Consider the following 20812-nt stretch of genomic DNA (forward strand, 5'->3'; position numbering starts at 1 on the left):
TGATTAATAATTAAAAACAACGGCAATATTCAACAAGCTATAGATTATTCAACAACAAACAGAAAGATGGGGTCAATATGGATCGAAGAGTTAAGAAAACTAAACGAGCAATTCAAACTGCACTAATCACCCTCTTGCAAAAGCACATTTTCACTGAAATTACGGTCAGCGAATTAGCTAGAACGGCTGATATTGATCGTAAAACTTTTTATTTACACTACCACTCCATCAACGACGTGCTCGATGAATTTGAAGCTGAGTTAACTCAACAGGTGTCTGACATCATCAACGCCAGCGACAGATTTAATTTAGATTCTTTTATCGACGGCCTGACACACATGATGTTAGAAAAGATTGATATTTTTGCTCACATTTCAAAAAACAATGACTATTCATTTTTACTGGATGACTGTAAAAATATTTTGGCTGAGGCATTGTTAAAAGAATCAAAGACCGAAAGCACGCTTGGTCGAGAGGAATTAGATTTCATCACTCATTTCATTGCTTACGGGGTGGTTGATACTTACAAAAATTGGCTTAAAACGCCTACCCGGTCAGAAATCGAGCTAAAAAAGACTAGCCTTCATATTAAGAAGCTAGTCTCTAAATTGATTCAAACGTATTAAAGTAAAGTCCCAACGTAAAAGTGAATAAACATCGTAATAATCCCCACAATTACATTTCGGAAAATGGCAATCTTGACCAGTCCGTCGCCGAGCTTAGCACTTAAAAAGCCGGTCAGTGTAACTGATAAGAGCACCGCTAAAATTGTCCCTGCCCATTTAATATCTGCAGGAAACAGGATAATTGCCATCAAGGGGAATAGCCCACCTGAGGCCGCTGCAAACATCGAAGAAAAGGCCGCTTGCCATGGATCCATGTAGTGACCGTATTCTAAATCATGTTTCGTCCTCAAAACGGTTTCCAAGGGCTTCTTTTCCATTAGTTCTTGGGCAATTTCATTGGCAGTCGCCGTCGACACGCCACGGTTCACGTAATAGTCTGCTACCTGACTAGTTTCATGTTCAAAGTCATTATCAATCAACTTGCGTTCAGACAGTTCTACCGCCTGCTCAGTGTCCTTTTGTGAACTAACAGATGCATATTCACCAGACGACATAGATAAGGCACACGCAATCAAATCTGACACACCAGCCACAATGATTGTCGCTTGATTTGAAGTTGCTACCCCAACTGAGAATAGCACCCCGACAACAGTTAAGATTCCATCATTAGCACCTAAAACTGCTGCACGAATTGTATTTGATTTTTCAGCTAGCGTTTGTTCACCCGTTGGCTCTTTCACTTGTTTCACCCGTTTATTATACAAATTGCGTTCCAACAATATATGTCACCACCATCGTTAATAATCCTGCCAATACATTTCTCACAACTGCTTTTTTCGGATCAGCATTGCCCAGTTTGGCAGCTGCCCAACCTGTAAAGATTAATGCAATCACCACCGAAATCATCGTTACTAAAATTCCATTACCACTACGTAATAAAGTAATTGTCAGCAACGGTAAGGCTGAACCAATTGGGAAAGAAATCATTGAAGCAATTGCCGCTGATATAGCACTCGTTTTTTCATTAGGATTAAAACCATAACGTTCACGAACACCCACTTCTAGCGGCTGATCTTGCAGCATTTCATTGGTTGCTTTCGCAGCTAAGGTATCCGAAATACCTGTCGCAACATATTTATTTTTGATATACTCAAATTCACGACCGAAATTGTTATCAAGTCGCTCTTTTTCATGAATCATCGCCATTTTTTCACTATCACGTTGGGTGCTGACTGACACCCATTCGCCCATGGCCATTGAAATAGTGCCGGCTAACATTCCCGCTAAGCCGGACAATAAGATTGCGTATGTACTGACTCTGGCGCCAGCCACCCCGATAACAATCCCAGCTACCGAGACAATTCCATCATTTGCGCCCATAACCCCGGCACGAATGATATTGACCCTCGCAGCCAAACTAATTTTTTTGTTAGTATTCTTCATTTCTCTGCCCCTAGTTTAGAATTATTCTAATCTATCTTTAAGTATAGTGGTCTTATTTGGGAAAGTAAAGAATTCAGTTTTAAGTTTGATATCTAGAAACATTTGCCAAATAGTGCTTTAATATAGTAAGTAACTTTTATCGAAAGGATCTAGCAAAATGGCTGATGAAAATGTAATTGAACAGACACGCACTGTTCTCAAAAAACACAACTTAAGAATAACGGCTCAACGACACATTATTTTGGCTTATTTAGCTAGTCACCCTACACATCCAACTGTTGAAATGATTAAGACTGGCCTCAATCGAAAGCTGCCAAACTTGGGCTCGGCAACCATTTACAACACACTTAATACCCTAGTTGAACATGGGATTGTGATTGAACTGCAAAATGGTGATGGTAGCACTCATTATGACTATTTTGAACATCATCATTACCATGCAATTTGTGATAATTGTGGGAAAATCACAGATATTGCATTTAAAGATTATCCAAAACTAGAAAATGAACTTCAAAAACAAGCTGAAAGTTTGTCTGGTTATGCAATTTCCAGTGACGAAATTGCCGTTCACGGTCTTTGCCCTGAATGCCAAATTAAGCTCAACTTTCATCGATAAAGAAATCGCCCAATTTTGGACGATTTTTTTAGTGTATTCAACTAATTTTAAACGTATCTATTAGATAGACACCTAAATGGGGGTTGCTCCCCATGGATGTGTTTAGTGATTGACACATGAATCTTCCCTTCAACATTATAGGAAAAAAGAGGTGGTGATTCTATGTGCTCAACTAGGAACGTGAGGGGTGAAACCTTGGCTGTTGCCATAATTTTATGGTTGCTATCAAGAAGTATAATAAACTTCACAACGGCATATGCAATCATAAAAAAAGCTAACCGTCATTATAACGATTAGCTCCACCATTTCACGTGTCTAGAATCACGCTGGGAACTCAGTAGCAGCTGAGTTCCTTTTACATATCAAATAATACTACTAATTTTTAATCTTTTCAACATATCGCTCTAAGATTTTTCGACTATCAATTTCATCTTGTTGCAACTGTTTGATTAAATTTTCTACGGTTGTATATTTAACTTCATCTCGCAACCAAGATACCCAGCGAACCTCGACATTTTCACCATAAATAGCTTGATTAAAATCGAATAAATTAATTTCCAAGGTTTTTGGTCGCGCATCCCCAAACGTAACATTATGACCAATTGAGGCCATTCCGTTATACCATTGATTCGACACTTTCAATTGAACAGCATACACGCCTATTCGTGGCATCCGTTCCTCAATTGGCCAATCAATATTTGCCGTTGGAAAACCAAGTGTTCGACCTCGTGCTTCTCCATGAACGACTAAGCCCGTTGTTTGGTATGCATATCCAAATAACTCGTTTGCTTCAGCAATTTTCCCATCGTCCAATAAGTGGCGAATTTTCGTTGAACTGATTTTTTCTTGATTTTCATTTTCACTTTTCACAATTACCACCTCAAATCGGCTCTTCGCGTATCCGGCCAATTTATCCATCGTTGAAATATCGGGTGGCCCATATGTATGATCAAAACCAGCCACAGCAACTTTAGTATGAAATCTTACCAGGTAATCATCAACAAACTGTTGAGGCCCCAAAGCTGATAGCGCCGAGGTAAAACTAACTACATAAACTAAATCTACCCCTTGAGCTTCTAACAATGACAATTTACGAGGCAGCGATGACAAGTAAGTTTGTTGGTTTTTAGTTGTCGTGTAGACAATTGATGGATGATGATCATAGGTTAAGACTGCCAGTGGTAACTTGAGTGCTTTGGCCCGTTGCTTGGCCTCTGCAATCACCGCCTGATGTCCTCTATGGACACCATCAAAAAATCCCATCGCGAGCACAATATCTCCACCTGGTATTTCATTTTGATTAAATGGTTGATGTAAATTAATTACTTTCACATTTTCACTTCCTATTGCACCGAAAACATTTTCAAAGGTTTGTAACTGTTGTCATCCTCATGACGTGAATACAGTGCTTTAATTTCATTATTATAACGCATCGCAATTGTATCAGCTGAGCTATCAATTTCTGACAACCTCATCCACATACCATTTTGGACACCCTTCCATTGTTTCTCAGTTAATTCAATTTTGGGATATTGGGTTAGTACAATATCAATTGGATTTAAGAGAGCATCGATGGTGCCGTTATCCATTGCTGCTTGAATATCTGCTAACGTGACGGTTTGGTCAATATTAAAGCCGCCACTTTTAATTCGAGTTAAATCACTCATTACCCCAGGATAACCTAGCAAATTGGCCAAATCCACGGCTAAGGTTCTGATATAAGTCCCTTTGCTACACTCAGCTTCAAAGCGAACTCGTTGTTGCTGATTTTCTTCATCATACGTTGATGAAATTAAATCAAATCGCGAGATATGAATCTGCCGTTTTGGTCGTTCGACAGTTTCTCCTGCACGAGCGTATTCATATAATTTCCGGCCATTAACTTTAATGGCTGAATACATTGGTGGAATTTGAATAATATCACCAGTCAATTTTAACATTTGTTCTTTGATTTGTTGATCTGTAAATGGCTGTGTTAATGGCTTACTTTCAATAATTTCACCATCAAGGTCTTGTGTTGTAGTTGCATAACCAATCAACAGTTCACCTTTATACATCTTGCCAGATTCCATCAATAATTCAACAACCTTAGTTGCACTACCAATGGCAATTGGTAACACACCATCCACATTTGGATCCAAAGTACCTGAATGACCTACTTTTTTTGTATGTAAAATTTTTCGTATCTTGCTGACACAATCGTGGCTAGTTATACCACGTTCTTTAAATAAGGGAATAATTCCATTCATGTCCATTCCTCCAACAATCATTAATTATACAGGAAATATCTATAAAAGTCGTAATAGTTTTTTATTAAGCAAAACTCAGCTTGAACTTTTCAACTTGAGATTGAATTTAAATCAAAAAAATTACTTAACGACTGTGAAATCACAGCTGTTAAGTAATTTTTTGTATTATTCTTTTTTACGCAAATCGTTTAAAAGTTGATCGATTCGAGAACCATATGCAACTGAACGATCTTGTTCAAAAATTAGTTCAGGCGTTTTGAAAATGTTTAAGCGTGAGCCTAATTCACTTCGAATTAAACCTGAAGATTTTTCCAAACCAGTTTGTGCTTTAGAAGCATCAGAAGCTTTATCAGACAAAATACTGTAAAAGATGGTGGCCTGTTGTAAATCTCCAGTCACATCAACTCCAGTAATTGTGATTCCTTCAACTCGAGGATCACGAACTCTTTTGAGTAAGATATCAGAAACTTCTTTTTGAATTTCTTGGCCTAGTCGGCCGACACGATAACGTTTGTCTGGCATATCAAGAACCTCCTTTATTAATGTGATTCACTTCAATAATGAATCACTCGGTTCGAACAACCATTGATATGATTGTTTCAGTACCTCTTTATTCCACTGGAACTTCTTTCATGACGTAGGCTTCAATAACATCGCCAACCTTGATATCATTGTAGTTTTCGATAGTTAAACCAAGATCAAATCCTGCTTTAACTTCTTTAACATCATCCTTGAAGCGTTTCAAACTACCAAGTTTACCTTCATAGATAACAACGCCGTCGCGGATTAAACGAATTCCAGCTTCACGAGTAATACGTCCAGTAGTAACCATTCCACCAGCAATTGTTCCAATTTTAGAAACTTTGTAAAGTTCTTTAATTTCAACTTCACCAGTTACTTCTTCAACATAGACTGGTTCGAGCATACCCTTCATAGCTGATTCAACTTCATCGATGGCGTTATAAATAACACGGTGAAGACGAATATCAACTTCGCCAGATTCTGCTTGAACCTTAGCTTGAGGTGTAGGACGCACATTAAAGCCAATGATGATAGCATTTGACGCTTCAGCTAAAGTAACATCACTTTCATTGATAGCACCAACGGCAGTATGGATAATATCAACCTTCACACCATCAACCTTGATTTTCTTCAAGCTTTGGGCAAGTGCTTCAACTGAACCTTGTACGTCTGCCTTAATAATAACTGGAACAGACTTCAATTCGCCTTCTTTAAGAGAATCGAACAAGTTGTCCAAAGTAACGTGATTAGTGTTGGCACGTTCTTTCAATAAAGCACGTTTAGCACGTTCTTCACCAGCGGTACGAGCAGTCTTTTCGTCTTCGAAGACAACGAAACGGTCACCAGCATCTGGAACTCCACTTAAACCAGTGATTTCGATAGGTGTTGAAGGTGTTGCTTTCTTCAAACGACGACCATTTTCATTTGTCATTGTCCGAACACGACCATAAGTGTTCCCAACAACCACAGGATCACCAACATGCATCGTCCCTTGTTGAACAAGTAAAGTTGCTACAGCACCCTTACCTTTGTCCAAACGAGCTTCAACAACAGAACCAGCAGCACGTTGATCTGGGTTCGCTTTTAATTCAAGCACTTCTGCTTGAAGCAAAATCATGTCGAGTAATTCGTCTAAATTCTTACCAAATTTGGCAGAAATTTGAACGAAGATTGTATCTCCACCCCATGATTCAGGTACCAATTCGTAAGCAGCTAATTGTTCAGTAACGTGATCAGGATTTGCTCCTGGCTTGTCAATCTTATTAACCGCAACGATGATTGGAGTGCCGGCAGCTTTAGCATGATTAATTGCTTCAATAGTTTGAGGCATAACCCCATCATCAGCAGCCACAACTAAAACAGTAATATCAGTCACATTAGCTCCACGAGCACGCATTTCAGTAAAGGCCGCATGTCCAGGAGTGTCCAAGAACGTAATCATTTTGTTGTCATATTTAACTTGATAAGCACCAATGGCTTGAGTAATACCACCAGCTTCGCCTTCAGTAACGTGTGTATGACGTAATTGATCAAGCAAAGTAGTTTTACCATGATCAACGTGTCCCATAACAGTAACAACTGGAGGGCGTGGTGTTGCATTCTCAAGGTTTTCTTGTTCTTCATCAAAGAACTTATCGATATCAGCTACATCGACTTCAGCCTTTTGTTCAGCATCAATTCCATAATCTGCAGCTAAAATTTCAATCGTATCAGCATCGAGTGATTGGTTTTGATTAACCATTACGCCAAGCATGAATAATTTTTTAATCAATTCGGCTGGTTCGCGATGCAAAATTTTACCTAAATCTTGTGCATTCATACCCACTGAATAAACTAATGTATCTGGCAATGGACGTTCTTTACGAGTAGGAGCTGGAGTTTGAACTGCAGTTTCCTTGATACGTCCGTTACCTTTAATCTTCTTTTTCTTTGTGTAACGATTTTGGTTGTTACCACGGTAACCACCCTTACCGCCACGACGGTTATTGTTGCCACCGCTATTACCACCAGAATTCAAACTACCCCCAAAGCGGCCACCACCATTATTTGATGGACGGCTACTAGTGTTGTTTGAAGAACGGTTTTGTCCATTTGATTGTGGACGTGAGCTGTTGTTCGAAGGACGGCTTTGTCCGTTTGATTGTGGACGTGAGCTGTTATTCGATGGACGGTTTTGTCCATTTGATTGTGGACGTGAGCTGTTATTTGATGGACGACTCTGACCGTTTGAATGTGGACGTGAACTATTGTTTGAAGAATGGCTTTGACCATTTGATTGTGGTCGTGAGTTATTGTTTGATGAACGGTTTTGCCCATTTGATTGTGGTCGTGAACTGTTATTTGATGGACGACTTTGTCCGTTTGAATGTGGACGTGAGCTGTTGTTTGAAGGACGGCTTTGTCCATTTGATTGAGTATGTGAGTTACTGCTGGTTGCAGGACGACTCGTATGACTTGCTGCAGAAGCTGACTTTGAAGTAGCAGCTGGCTTCTTTGCAGCAGGAGCAGAACTAGTAGCAGCCTTTGCAGGTGCAGCTGGTTTCTTAGTAGGAGCACTTGCTCCCCCTTTTAGTGTTTGTCTGATGCTGGCAGCATCTTTATCTTCGATTGAAGACATGTGGTTTTTGACAGAAATGCCCTTTTTTTCAGCAGCATCAATGACCACTTTGCTTTCAACGTTTAGTTCTTTTGCTAATTCATAAATTCGTTCTTTAGCCATGTGTTCACTCTCCTTTACATAGTTAGCAACTCCTTGAACTTTTTAGCGAATCCGTTTTGGGTGACGCCGTATATTGTCCTTTGTTGACCGGTTGCTTGATTTAATTGTTCTTTAGTAAATGACAAATCATAAGCAATCTTATAAAACTTACATTTATCTTGAAATTTTTTACTGGTAGATGCCCCTGCGTCTTTAGCAATAAAGACAAAGGCAACTTTTTGGTTTTTAATTGCTTTTAACACGATATCTTCACTGGAGATTAGTTCACCAGCTCGTCTGGTTAATCCAAGCAAATTAAGTACTTTTTGTTCATTATTCATTTTTGAATAACTCACGGCGTGCTTGTTGATGATCGACATACTCAATTAATTCATCGTAAAACGAATCTTCAATTGATGTTTCAAAAACTTTATCAAAAGTCCGATTTTTCAAGGCTTTCTTCGCTATGTCAACATCAATCGCCACATATGCCCCTCGACCCGGCTTTTTACCAGTTGGATCCAGTGAAACTTCATTTTCTTTGTTACGTACGACACGGATTAATTCTTTCTTTGGCATCATTTCGCCAGTCACGATGTCTTTACGCATTGGTATTTTTCGTTGTTTCAACGTAACTCACCTCTCTGTCGTGTAACTACTAATCTTCAGTTTCTTCAGTATCAACATCATTGTCATCAGCAGGTGCATTATCTGTCATTTCAGATTCTGGCTTGATGTCAATTTTGTAATTAGTCAATCGAGCAGCTAAACGAGCATTTTGTCCTCGCTTACCAATGGCTAATGATAATTGATAATCTGGCACAACTACCGTACATGAACGTTCGTTTTCTGGATCAAAAATTACATCCAAAACTTCGGCAGGATTCAGTGCGTTAGCAATATAACGCGCTGGATCATCAACCCATTCAACAATATCCATGTTTTCGCCACCTAATTCGTTAACGATTACTTGAACACGTTGACCTTTAGGACCGACTGCAGTTCCCACTGGATCGACGTTTTCGTCGTTTGAACGAACGGCCACTTTGGCACGGTCTCCAGCTTCACGGGCGATGGACATAATTTCTACAACTCCATCATAAATTTCTGGCACTTCTTTTTCAAATAATCGCTTCAAAAGTTCAGGTGCTGTCCGACTAACAAACACTTGAGGACCCTTAGTGCTGTTTTCAACCTTTGTCACAAACACTTGGATACGATCATGCATTTTATAGTTTTCGTTAGGCATTTGTTCAGCGACTGGCATTACTGCCTCAACTGTACCAAGGCTCACGTAGATAAAGCGACTATCTTGGCGTTCAACTTCACCAGTCACGATTTCATTTTCGTATTCACTATACTTTTCGAAGACCACGTTACGTTCTGCTTCGTGAACTCGTTGCATAATGACTTGCTTAGCTGTTTGGGCCGCAATCCGACCAAAATTTTGAGGAGTAACTTCATAACGAATTTCATCGCCTAATTCATATCCTCGGCTGACTTTAAGTGCACCTTCTAGGCTGACTTGTTGTTGTTCATCTTCAACTTCTTCAACAACGGTTTTTACAGCATAAACTTTGATATTACCTTTAACTGCATCAAAATCAACTTCCACATTTTGAGCTTGATCATAATTACGTTTGTAGGCTGATACTAACGCAGCTTCTAACGCTTCAATCACAATTTCTTTTTTGATGCCTTTTTCTTTTTCCAGAGCATCTAACGCTCCGACTAATTCTTTATTCATGTTCACAACTCCTTTGATTTAAAACTTAATTGCTAATCTTGCTTTGGCAATTTTTGAACGATCAATGGTGATTTCTTTATGACGAGTCTTATCGAGATAATCTAAGGTTAACTCATCGTCCGTCAAACCAATTAATGTTCCTTCGTAAATCTTGCTACCGTTGATAGCTTGATACAGCGAGACGTTGATATATTCATTCATCGCGCTTTCATAATCTTTGGGCTTTTTCAGTTGACGTTCTGCTCCAGGTGATGAAACCTCAAGAAAATAGGCTTGGGGAATTGGATCAGGATCCATTTCGTCAAGTTTTTCACTTAAGTAATCACTTACTTGGGCACATTCTTCAATTGTAATTCCGCCAGGCTTATCAATGTAAACTCGTAAGAACCAGCTCTGTCCCTCTTTGACAAACTCCAAATCGTATAATTCAAAATTTTGTTTTTCAATGATTGGCATTACTACTTCTGTCACTGTTTCCACAACACTACTCACCTGAGCACCTCCAGTATTTTTGCAATAAAAAGAGCGAGCATTCCTGCTCACTCGTTAACGAGTTTTAATTTACTAGACTACTATACCATAATCATACTCAATATACAAATTTCAGACCGGCTAGTGAACTAGCGTCGCCATTAATTTTGTAAACTCCATGCTGCCATTAAATGGATGCACATAAGTGAAGTCAATTCCGCCACTTTGCATAAAGTATTCTCGGTTTTCATGACCAATTTCTTGCAAGGTTTCCAAACAATCAGCCACAAATCCTGGAGTAATAACAATCACATCTTTAATGTCTTGCTTAGGTAATTCATGCATTTTATCTGCCGTCGCTGGTAGCAACCATTGACTCGGACCAAATTTAGATTGAAATGATTGCGTATAGTCCACATCCCCAAACAACTCCATCACTTTTTGGGTAGACGCAGTACATTGTTCTGGATATGGATCCCCATTATCAGCATACTTTTGTGGAATACCATGATATGAAAAACCAGGTGTGCATTAGGATGTTCTTTTAGAGCATCTTTGATTTGCTTGGCCAGCAACTGAATATAAGCTGGTGACTGGTAGAAAGAATCAATAAAATGAAGCTTAGGCTGTGACATCGCATGCATATAATATGTCATCACTTGGTCAAAGACAGACCCAATTGTTGTCGTTGAATATTGGGGATAAAGCGGAATCACAGTCAAGTCTTCTACTCCAGCCGTTTCCATTTCCTTTAACACATCCGCGACGCTTGGATTACTGTAACACATCGCAAATCGAACCATTCGGTCGGGCAACAAAGTTTGTAATTGTTCAGACTGTTGTTGCGTATACAACAACAATGGTGATCCCTCGTCTGTCCAAATTTTACGGTACAATGCCGCTGATCTAGCTGGTCGAAAAGGTAAAATCATGCCGTACAAAATCGGCATCCACGCCAATCTTGGCATATCAATCACCCGTCAATCTGCTAAAAATTTTCTTAAATATGTTCGTACTTCAGGAGCTTCTGGTGCGTCTGGAGTCCCCAAGTTTACCAATAGTACCCCTTTTTTCATGTTCCTGCCTACCTTCAAATTAATATGTCACATTAAAACAATGATAATTGATTTTCATCTGGCAGTGCATCAAGGACCCGGTTAACCGTCATAAAATCAATCAACGTTTTCGAAACTTTCCCACGTTTCGCTAAATCTTCTTTTGATAAGAATTCTTTTTCTTCTCGAGCTGCCACAATTTGCTTCGCAACATTCAAACCTAAACCTGGAATGGCACTAAATGGCGCAATTAAGGTGGCTCCATCAATTAGCCATTCAGATGCATCCGAACGGTCAATATCAACCATTTTGAAACTATAACCACGTTCCAACATTTCATTGGCTAATTCCAATACGGTTACCAGATTCTTTTCTTTAGTAGAAGCATCATTACCCTTTTTGTTAATTTCTTCCATCGCACTTTTCACAGCTTCTTTACCATGTGCCATTGCCACAATATCAAAATCATCAGCTCGCACTGAAAAATAAGCACAGTAATAAACCAATGGGAAATACACTTTAAAGTAAGCAATCCGCAGCGCCAGTAAGATATAAGCCGCCGCATGAGCACGAGGGAACATATACTTAATCTTCAAACAAGAATCAATGTACCACCCGGGCACTTCAGATTTTTTCATTTCTGCTTGCCATTCATCAGGAATCCCCTTACCTTTACGCACATGTTCCATAATTTGAAAAGCAATTTCAGATTCCATTCCGTAGTGAATTAAATCGGTCATGATATTATCACGACATCCAATCACGTTGGCAATCGTAGCAGTTCCATTTTTAATTAGCTCTTCAGCATTTCCCAACCACACATCAGTTCCATGTGATAGCCCTGAAATTTGTAGCAGTTCTGAGAAATTACTTGGATGAGTTTCTTCGAGCATCCCCCGAACAAATCGGGTTCCGAATTCTGGCACTCCAAGTGTCCCAGTTTTTGAAAAGATTTGGTCCTCGGTGACACCCAACACATCTGGATTAGAGAATAGACTCATCACGCCCGGATCATCGGTCGGAATCGTTTTGGGTTCTACTCCTGATAAATCTTGTAACATTCGAATCATCGTGGGATCATCATGTCCCAAGATATCCATTTTCAAAATATTATCGTGAATTGAATGGAAATCAAAATGGGTTGTTTTCCAAGCGGCACTGGTATCTTCAGCTGGATATTGCACCGGGGTAAAATCATAAATTTCCATATCATCCGGGACAATCAAAATCCCAGCTGGATGTTGACCGGTGGTCCGTTTAACCCCAGTAGCACCTTTGGCCAAACGATCAATTTCTGCACCACGAATCTGCTGCTCAGTATCCCGTTCATATGCCTTTACATAACCATAAGCCGTTTTATCAGCCACGGTACCAATTGTTCCGGCACGGTAGACATTATTCTCACCAAATAACACTTTAGTGTAGTTATGGGCAATGGCTTGATAATCTCCAGAGAAGTTCAAATCAATATCCGGAACTTTGTTTCCAGTAAAGCCAAGGAAAGTTTCAAACGGGATATCATGACCATCTTTGATTAACAATGTCCCACACTCTGGGCAATCCTTATCTGGTAAATCAAAACCTGAACTGTATTCACCTTCAGTATAGAAATGACTGTACTGACAATTTGGGCAACGATAATGTGGTGGTAACGGATTAACTTCGGTAATTCCGGTTAAAGTTGCCACAATACTGGAACCAACCGACCCACGAGATCCAACCAAGTATCCATCTTTATTTGATTTCGCCACTAATCGTTGCGCGATTAAATAAATCACGGAGAATCCATTACCGATAATACTTTCCAATTCTCGTTCGACTCGTTTTTTAACTAAGTCTGGTAAGGGATTGCCATACCAAGCTTCCGCCGTGTTCATCGTCCGTGAACGAATTTCATCTTCCGCTCCTGGCATTTTAGGTGTGTACAATTTATCTTGCAACGGCGTGATTTCATCGATCATGTCGGCAATTTTGTTGGTGTTTTCAACTACAATTTCATGCGCCCGTTCTGCACCCATGAATGAAAATGCATCCAACATCTCTTGCGTTGTTCTAAAATGGGCTTCCGGTAATTGATAACGATTCAGTGGATTAGCCCCACCTTGTGAATGAATCAAGATTTTACGATAAATTGAATCTTCTTTATTGAGGTAATGAGCATCCCCGGTGGCGACAACTGGCTTATCTAACTCTTTACCAATTTCCACCATATTAATAAGAATTTCTTCAAGGTTTGAATCATCCTTGATGAGTTCGCCTTCGATTAACGGCGCGTACATCGCTTTAGGCTGAACCTCAATAAAGTCGTAATACTTGGCCTTTTCTAAAGCTTCTTCGCGGCCCTTTTGCATGATTGAAGTAAAGACTTCACCAGAAGAACAGGCGGTACCTAACAATAGCCCTTCTCGATACTTGTCTAATTCACTTCGCGGAATCCGCGGTACTCGATGGAAGTATTCAATATTTGACAATGAGACTAACTTAAACAGATTCTTTAACCCTGCTTGTGTTTGCGCCAAAATTGTCACGTGGAATGGACGCGCATGTTTATACGCATCGTTTTCACTCATATGGTCATTTAATTGATCTTGATATTGAATGTCGTATCGTTCTTCGGCATCCTTTAAGAAAATATGCAATAAATTCCCAGTCGTTTGGGAATCAAAAATAGCCCGGTGATGATGTTCCAATGCCACACCAAACTTCTTAGCTAAGGTATTTAATCGATAGCCCTTTAGTTCCGGGTGTAAGAAGCGGGCTAAGGTTAGCGTATCAATCACTGGATTTTGAATTGGTTCTTTACCCTGACGCGCATAACCTGTATTCATGAAGCCCATATCAAAAGTAACGTTATGGCCAGCCAAAATGGCGTCGCCACAGAAATCACGGAACATTTGGAAAACTTCTTCTTCAGACTTGGAACCACGCACGTCATCATCAGTGATACTAGTCAAATTAGTGGTGGTTTCCGACAAGTGGAACCCAGGATCAATAAAGTGTTCAAACTCTTCTAAGACACCACCATTTCGCATTTTAACGGCAGATAATTCAATCACCTTGTCATAAATCGCCGATAAACCGGTAGTTTCCACATCAAAAATAACATATTCCGTGTCTTTCAACGCTACATGCTTTGAGTTATAACCAATTGGTACACCATCATCAACCACGTTAGCTTCAACGCCATATAACATTTTGATATCGTTCTTTTTAGCAGCAGCGAAAGCTTCAGGAAAGCCTTGTAAACCAGCATGATCAGTAATCGCGATTGCTTTATGACCCCATTTAGCTGCCTGGCCGACAAAATCTTTAATCGAATTGGTGGCATCCATTTGGCTCATAGTGGTATGCAAATGTAATTCCACCCGTTTTTCGCCTTCCGCAGTATCTTGGCGTTTCGGATGTGACACCGTATTTAAATCATAAGCATTAATGGTTAAATCACGCATGAAGGTATCTTCTTGCACTGGTCCACGAACCTTAATCCAGTCACCTTCATTGATTGCATCAAATTGAGCTTCATCATCAGCATTTCTTGAGAACTTTTTAATCGTGATTGAAGACGTATAATCAGTAATTTCCAAAATCATCAATTGACGTTGAGACTTGAGGGTTCGAACTTCCTTGCTAAAAATATATCCTTCTACGACGACCGACCGTTCCTCTTCAGTGATATCAATCATCCGACGAACTTCTTCTTTGTCGCTGATGTTTTTACCCAACTTTGCTGGCCCTTCTACGGGTGCAGCCGAATCCGAACTACGACTAGCCATTGCTTGAGTTTGTGCGGCCGCTTTCGCAGCTAACTCCACGTTACGTTTATCTTGAGCTTCTTTCAAAGCTTGAATTTGAGCAGCAGAGGCACTTTCGTCGACCATGGTATGAATTCGAAATTTTGGAAAACCGAATTGTACATAAGTTTCCTCAATTTGACCGATAGCTTCACTCATTAAGAAATCACGCACGATTTCATTTTCAGTGACTAAGGTCACCCGGTCATCAATTACATTAGGCATGCCACGATCGGCCACTTGTCCTAACAAAGGAGACTCAACTCCACTGTTGGAGACAATAAAACTCCAATAATCCGCGATATCTCGCTGGACCAACTCTTCTTGGTTAGTTGTAATGCTAAATGAGACCTGGGCAATCGAATTAAAGCCGGCTCTTAAAGCATTATTAAATGACTGAAATAACTCAAATGGAATTACTTTTGGAAAAAAGAAAGTAAATTCCCAATTTTTAGAAACTTGATGGACCACGACTCGTCTAATTTCAGCGTCTTGAAAGGCTTCATTTTGACTATCCTCAAAATGAATTTGTTCTAGTAATTTTGTAAATAATTGATGCTGAGATAATTCCACTTGAACTGCCTCCTAAAAATAAAAATGTGAAACGAATAATCGTCGACAATTATCGTATCACATTTCAAGTAACTCACTATCTATTCTGCGTTTGTTTTCATTAAGATTGCTAAGGTATTGCCAAGTTCTTCTTGTTTCACTTCGAGTGTTTCACCCGTTCTCCGAATTTTAACTTCAACAATTCCCTCATCTGCCTTTTTACCAACTGTAACGCGTAAAGGAATGCCAATTAAATCTGAATCAGCAAATTTAACCCCTGGACGTTCCTTACGATCATCTAATAATACTTGATAACCTTCTGCTTGTAATTGATCATTAATTTTGTCAGCTAATTCACGTTGTTCATCATTCTTCATGTTAACTGGGACAACATGAACATCGAATGGTGCGATTTCATTAGGCCATACTAAGCCATTATCATCAGCATATTGTTCAGAAATGGCAGATAACAAACGTGAAATACCAATTCCATAACAGCCCATGATTACGTCTTGTTGACGACCATTGTCATCTAGCACACTCGCACCAAGTGATTTAGAATAACGGGTTCCTAATTTAAAGATATGACCAATTTCAATCCCGCGAGTAAATTGTAATTTCCCATTACCATCAGGTGAAGTTTCGCCTTCTTTAACTAAACGGAAATCACCAAAATTATCGACCCGGAAATCACGATTAAGGTTGGCGTTAATATAATGATAACCATCTTCGTCGGCACCGACTGGAACGTTGACCATATCGCCAATATATTGATCAGCTAACACAGTAACATCTTCACCCACCCCAACTGGTCCAAGTGAACCAAATGAAGCATGTAAAACTTCAGCGGTTTGTTCAGGAGTGGCCATTTCAAGTTCATCGGCATGTAAGAAGTTAGTAACTTTAACTTCATTGACTTCGTGATCCCCACGAACTAATACCATGACTGGCTTACCGTCGGCCATAAACAAGAGTGTTTTAACAACACCACTGGTTTCGATGTCTAAAAATTCAGCCAATTCTTCAACTGTTTTGACATTAGGCGTCTTGATTTTTTCCAAGTCTAGAGGTTTGGCGTGTGATTTTTGGCTAGTAAAAGTGGCAGTGGCCATCTCTAAATTAGCAGCATATTCACTAGAATCTGAATAAACAATTGTATCTTCACCCACAGCAGCTAAAGCAGAGAATTCTTTTGAATCACTACCACCCATTGCTCCGGCATCACCAATAATAGTTTTAAACTCTAATCCACAGCGCTTAAAAATATTGTTGTAGGCAGTCGCCATTTGGTTAAAAGCAGTATCGAGTTCATCTTCATTAACACTAAATGAATAAGCATCCATCATGTCAAATTCACGTCCACGAAGTAGTCCATAACGTGGACGATCTTCATCCCGATATTTATTTTGTAATTGATACAGTGTCAAAGGTAATTTTTTATATGATTTGATGCTATCACGAATAATTTCAGTAAAGGTTTCTTCGTGAGTTGGTCCCAAGATGAATTCACGTTCATGACGATCTTTCAACTTGAATAAATTGTCGCCATAAGTTTCATAACGACCAGATTCGCGCCATAAGTCAGCTGGTAAAATTGCTGGAACCAACATTTCCACTGCGTCGATTTTTTCAAGTTCTTCGCGAATAATATTTTCAATTTTACGTAACACTCGATGTGCCAAAGGCAAATATGCATATGCCCCCGCAGCAACTTGATAAATATACCCCGCACGGAGCATCATTTTATGGCTTAAGGCTTCCGCATCGCTGGGAACTTCCTTAAGGGTTGAAATTAACATTTTTGATTGTTTCATTATTTTCCAAATTCTCCTTGTTTATGTAGCATTAAAAGAAATACCTTTGAATATCGTTCCAAGTGACCGCTAGCATGAGTAGCATTAGCAATCCAAAGCCAATCACCGTGACAGTTCCTTCGAACCGTTCAGAGTTAGGTTTTCTTCTAATCGCTTCAATAAAGTTCAATAATATCTTACCACCGTCTAAAGCTGGAATTGGCAGTAAGTTAACGATCCCTAAGTTAATTGACAAGACTGCCAAGAAATTAAGGACTCCCGTAATTCCGTAAGAAGCTGCGGTTGATGTACCGGCATAAATAGCCACTGGGCCACCGAAATCATTCACATTAAAGCCATGGGTCAACATATGACCTAAGACACCAAAAATCAGAGATACGATAGCCATAAATTGTGTAAATCCATAACTAATCCGAGAAACAAAGTCGGTTTTTTGTTCTTCCATAATACCGATTCGACCAACTTTTTTCTTTTCTTGGGTCACTGAATCTGGCGTTAACTTCACTGTTTTTTTATTATCATTATGTTTGACTGTTAATGTAACTTGCTTGTCAGGTTTTGAAGAAATTGCGCTCGACAAATCCGTCCAATCACTCGTTTTTTTACCATCAACCGCCGTGATTTTATCACCAGACTTCAAACCAGCTTTTTGTGCAACTGAATTTGAGGTGACTTCGCCAACCACATTACTATTTGTGGGGATTCCAGACAACATAAAGCCTAAGATGGCAAATACGACGACAGCTAAAATGAAATTATTCATTGGGCCGGCAAAGTTAGTAATAATCCGTTGCGGTAATGATGCAGACTGAAATTGAACATCACGTGGTGCAATACGAACTTGCACGCCGTCACTTTCAATAATCGATGCATCGTGATCAACATCGTAACGTTTTAATTCAGACTCATCACCATTGATGTATCCTTCAATCCATAAGCCATCCACTAAATCAGCATTGGCAACTTGCATTGGGATACCGTTAAACAAGGTACTTTTTTTACTAGTATTGATTAACGTGACTTTGTCATTTTCTCCAACTTGAATACTAACCGGTGTCCCCGGTCGTAAGGTATCCTCATCGTCGTCTTGTGATCCTGCCATTCGCACATAACCACCTAATGGCAAGATTCGTATGGTATAAGTGGTACCATTTTTTCGATGCCACCAAATTTTGGGACCCATGCCAATTGAAAATTCGCGCACTAAAATACCCGCCCGTTTGGCAAAACAATAATGCCCAAATTCGTGGACTAAAACAAGTACTCCAAAAACAATAATAAAGGTGATGATTGTAATAATCACTTGGCTACCTCCCAATCAATTAATTTCATGACGTCGTTAAATGACACCAAGCAAGTGAAGCATTGGCATAACTAACAACATACTATCAAATCTATCTAAAATACCGCCATGACCAGGTAAAATTTTCCCTGAATCTTTAACGCCGTAGAACCGTTTCAAAGCTGATTCTACCAAATCTCCAAATTGGCCAACAATCGACAGGATCAAAGTTAAAATGACCATAACAATCCAATCATAGCCAACTGGGAAGAACATTAAGTACACCGCTAAGATAATGGTTGCAGCGATTGTACCACCAACTGAACCTTCCCAAGTTTTATTTGGACTAACCTTAGGAGCTAACTTATGCTTACCAAGTTTACGGCCAATCATGTAGGCTCCACTATCAGTCAACCACACGATTAACATTCCGAATAATAAGGTCGTAAATCCATCGCCTCTAGCAGCAACGAAATAGTGGAACCCTGTTCCAACATACAGCATTGCTAAGGTTAGGACTCCAGCATCATCAAATGTAAAGCGACCCTTCTTAGTCACTGTGTTGACTGCTAAAATAATCGCAACGACATAGAATAAAAAAAAACGATTAATGTCAGTTGGTAAGAAAGATAACCAGCTGTCAGGAATGATTAACAGTAAAACTCCAATATTAGTCATGATAGCTTCAAACGAAACTAACAGAATTTTTTTCATAATCAAAATTTCGTCAACCGCAATAATCCCTAAAGCTAAGGCGGCAATCGTTAGTGGTAAACCACCGATGACGATAAGTGGGATAAAAATAATCAGCGCAATAACCGCTGTAATAACACGTTGTTTCATGAATGTTCACACTCGTTTCCAATTTATTAAGTACTTATTTTGTTTCTAAACCACCGAAGCGACGATGCCGACCCTGATAAATTTTAATTGCATTACTTAATGAATCACTATCAAAATCTGGCCAGTGCTCATCCACGAAAACAAATTCGCTATAGGCTAATTGCCAAAGCATGAAATTACTAATCCGTTGTTCACCGCTTGTTCTAATCAACAATTCTGGATCTTCAAAGTCTCCTAGGGGGCTAGTCATCATTAAACTTGAGAGCAAAGCTTCATCAATTTGGTCAACTGTCAATTTACCGTCAGTCACTAACTGACTCGCTTGTTTGGCAGCATCAACAATTTCAATACGACCACCATAATTCAAAGCAAAATTTAGCACCATGCCAGTACAATCAGCAGTTTGATTAATGGCATCGTGGACTGCTTTTTGGGTTCCCTCAGGTAAGCGCGTAATATCACCCATCACCATAACTCGCACGTTGTTTTTGATTAGGTCTGGGACAAAGGTTTGGAAAAATCTAATCGGTAATTGCATTAAATAGTTAACTTCATCATTGGGTCGTTTCCAGTTTTCAGTTGAAAAAGCGTATAAAGATAACACTTTGACACCTAAATCACTAGCAGCAATCGTGATTTTTTTAACAGTTTGCATTCCTTCACGGTGACCAGCAACTCGAGGTAAATGCTTACGTTGCGCCCATCGGCCATTTCCATCCATGATAATGGCGATGTGTTTTGGAATGTTATTTAGATCAAGTTCATTTTCATCTGGGTTATTTGAATTGGTACGTTTAAATTTAGAAAACACAATACTCCACCCTACTTTTAAAATCTGTTGTTTCAATTTTACCAAAAAAACCGTTTATAAACTAGTAATAATAACGTTATTGATGCGACAACAAGCGATTGTTATTTAAACGTAATAATTATCATCTTTATTCATTTCATGTTTAAGTTTATTAAAAAATACGGTTCTACAATATTTGGTACTGATAGAGATTCACTTTGTGAATTTATACTGGTGCCATTTTCTATTATCAAGTAAAATTGTACAAAAATAGAAGATAGCCTGACCCCTATCTAACGAAAGGAACTATCTCCCATGGATAATAATACCAGATTAGCTCTCAATATCACAGATACTCGTTTAGAATTTGATC

General features: G+C 39.3%; 17 protein-coding genes and 1 pseudogene. 2 read left to right on the top strand and 16 right to left on the bottom strand.

The window, feature by feature from the left end; translation table 11 throughout:
* Window positions 1–77 precede the first annotated feature (77 nt).
* Window positions 78–626 (top strand): TetR/AcrR family transcriptional regulator, encoded by a 549-nt coding sequence (locus FFM59_RS00645; RefSeq protein WP_137601132.1) that lies wholly within the window; start codon window positions 78–80, stop codon window positions 624–626.
* On the opposite strand, the gene FFM59_RS00650 is transcribed toward FFM59_RS00645, so the two are convergent.
* On the bottom strand, window positions 623–1342 hold the full coding sequence (locus tag FFM59_RS00650) for a VIT1/CCC1 transporter family protein (protein ID WP_225420260.1): 720 nt from the start codon (window positions 1340–1342) through the stop codon (window positions 623–625). The genes FFM59_RS00645 and FFM59_RS00650 overlap by 4 nt on opposite strands.
* Window positions 1323–2009 carry a VIT1/CCC1 transporter family protein gene (locus FFM59_RS00655; protein WP_137601133.1) on the bottom strand — a complete coding sequence of 229 codons (687 nt, stop codon included), beginning with the start codon at window positions 2007–2009 and terminating at the stop codon, window positions 1323–1325. The genes FFM59_RS00650 and FFM59_RS00655 overlap by 20 nt, the downstream gene beginning before the upstream one ends.
* A gap of 157 nt (window positions 2010–2166) precedes the next feature.
* Between FFM59_RS00655 and FFM59_RS00660 the strand changes: the two genes are divergently transcribed.
* Window positions 2167–2625, top strand: a complete 459-nt coding sequence (locus FFM59_RS00660; protein WP_137601134.1) for a Fur family transcriptional regulator — start codon at window positions 2167–2169, stop codon at window positions 2623–2625.
* 375 nt (window positions 2626–3000) lie between these two features.
* Here FFM59_RS00660 and ribF read toward each other — a convergent pair whose 3' ends face one another.
* The 14 genes and pseudogenes from ribF to uppS form a co-directional block, all read right to left on the bottom strand.
* Window positions 3001–3957 carry a riboflavin biosynthesis protein RibF gene (gene ribF, locus FFM59_RS00665; RefSeq protein WP_137601135.1) on the bottom strand — a complete coding sequence of 319 codons (957 nt, stop codon included), beginning with the start codon at window positions 3955–3957 and terminating at the stop codon, window positions 3001–3003.
* 11 nt (window positions 3958–3968) lie between these two features.
* Window positions 3969–4874 (bottom strand): tRNA pseudouridine(55) synthase TruB, encoded by a 906-nt coding sequence (truB, locus tag FFM59_RS00670; protein WP_137601136.1) that lies wholly within the window; start codon window positions 4872–4874, stop codon window positions 3969–3971.
* Window positions 4875–5039: 165 nt separating this feature from the next.
* On the bottom strand, window positions 5040–5396 hold the full coding sequence (rbfA, locus tag FFM59_RS00675; RefSeq protein ID WP_137601137.1) for a 30S ribosome-binding factor RbfA: 357 nt from the start codon (window positions 5394–5396) through the stop codon (window positions 5040–5042).
* An 88-nt stretch (window positions 5397–5484) separates the two neighbouring features.
* A complete protein-coding gene (infB, locus tag FFM59_RS00680; RefSeq protein WP_137601138.1) occupies window positions 5485–8115 on the bottom strand; it encodes a translation initiation factor IF-2 in 2631 nt (876 codons plus the stop codon).
* 14 nt (window positions 8116–8129) lie between these two features.
* Window positions 8130–8435 carry a L7Ae/L30e/S12e/Gadd45 family ribosomal protein gene (locus FFM59_RS00685; RefSeq protein WP_137601139.1) on the bottom strand — a complete coding sequence of 102 codons (306 nt, stop codon included), beginning with the start codon at window positions 8433–8435 and terminating at the stop codon, window positions 8130–8132.
* A complete protein-coding gene (rnpM, locus tag FFM59_RS00690) occupies window positions 8428–8724 on the bottom strand; it encodes an RNase P modulator RnpM (RefSeq protein WP_137601140.1) in 297 nt (98 codons plus the stop codon). The genes FFM59_RS00685 and rnpM overlap by 8 nt, the downstream gene beginning before the upstream one ends.
* A gap of 28 nt (window positions 8725–8752) precedes the next feature.
* Complete coding sequence (nusA, locus tag FFM59_RS00695; RefSeq protein ID WP_137601141.1) at window positions 8753–9841, bottom strand: transcription termination factor NusA; 1089 nt, start codon at window positions 9839–9841, stop codon at window positions 8753–8755.
* An 18-nt stretch (window positions 9842–9859) separates the two neighbouring features.
* Window positions 9860–10333, bottom strand: coding sequence for a ribosome maturation factor RimP (gene rimP / locus FFM59_RS00700; RefSeq protein WP_137601142.1), 474 nt, complete (start codon window positions 10331–10333; stop codon window positions 9860–9862).
* Window positions 10334–10453: 120 nt separating this feature from the next.
* A pseudogene (gene hemH / locus FFM59_RS00705) lies at window positions 10454–11388 on the bottom strand (ferrochelatase).
* A 32-nt stretch (window positions 11389–11420) separates the two neighbouring features.
* Complete coding sequence (locus FFM59_RS00710) at window positions 11421–15731, bottom strand: PolC-type DNA polymerase III (protein WP_137601143.1); 4311 nt, start codon at window positions 15729–15731, stop codon at window positions 11421–11423.
* Between the two features lie 80 nt (window positions 15732–15811).
* The gene (locus tag FFM59_RS00715) at window positions 15812–17524 is read right to left on the bottom strand and encodes a proline--tRNA ligase (RefSeq protein WP_137601144.1); all 1713 of its coding nucleotides are present in this window, start codon (window positions 17522–17524) and stop codon (window positions 15812–15814) included.
* A 31-nt stretch (window positions 17525–17555) separates the two neighbouring features.
* Window positions 17556–18827, bottom strand: coding sequence for an RIP metalloprotease RseP (rseP, locus tag FFM59_RS00720; RefSeq protein WP_137601145.1), 1272 nt, complete (start codon window positions 18825–18827; stop codon window positions 17556–17558).
* A gap of 36 nt (window positions 18828–18863) precedes the next feature.
* Window positions 18864–19649 (bottom strand): phosphatidate cytidylyltransferase, encoded by a 786-nt coding sequence (locus FFM59_RS00725; protein WP_137601146.1) that lies wholly within the window; start codon window positions 19647–19649, stop codon window positions 18864–18866.
* A 34-nt stretch (window positions 19650–19683) separates the two neighbouring features.
* On the bottom strand, window positions 19684–20460 hold the full coding sequence (gene uppS / locus FFM59_RS00730; protein ID WP_137601147.1) for an undecaprenyl pyrophosphate synthase: 777 nt from the start codon (window positions 20458–20460) through the stop codon (window positions 19684–19686).
* Between the last annotated feature and the right edge of the window lie 352 nt (window positions 20461–20812).

It is taken from the genome of Paucilactobacillus nenjiangensis (assembly GCF_005405445.1).
Taxonomy (GTDB): domain Bacteria; phylum Bacillota; class Bacilli; order Lactobacillales; family Lactobacillaceae; genus Paucilactobacillus; species Paucilactobacillus nenjiangensis.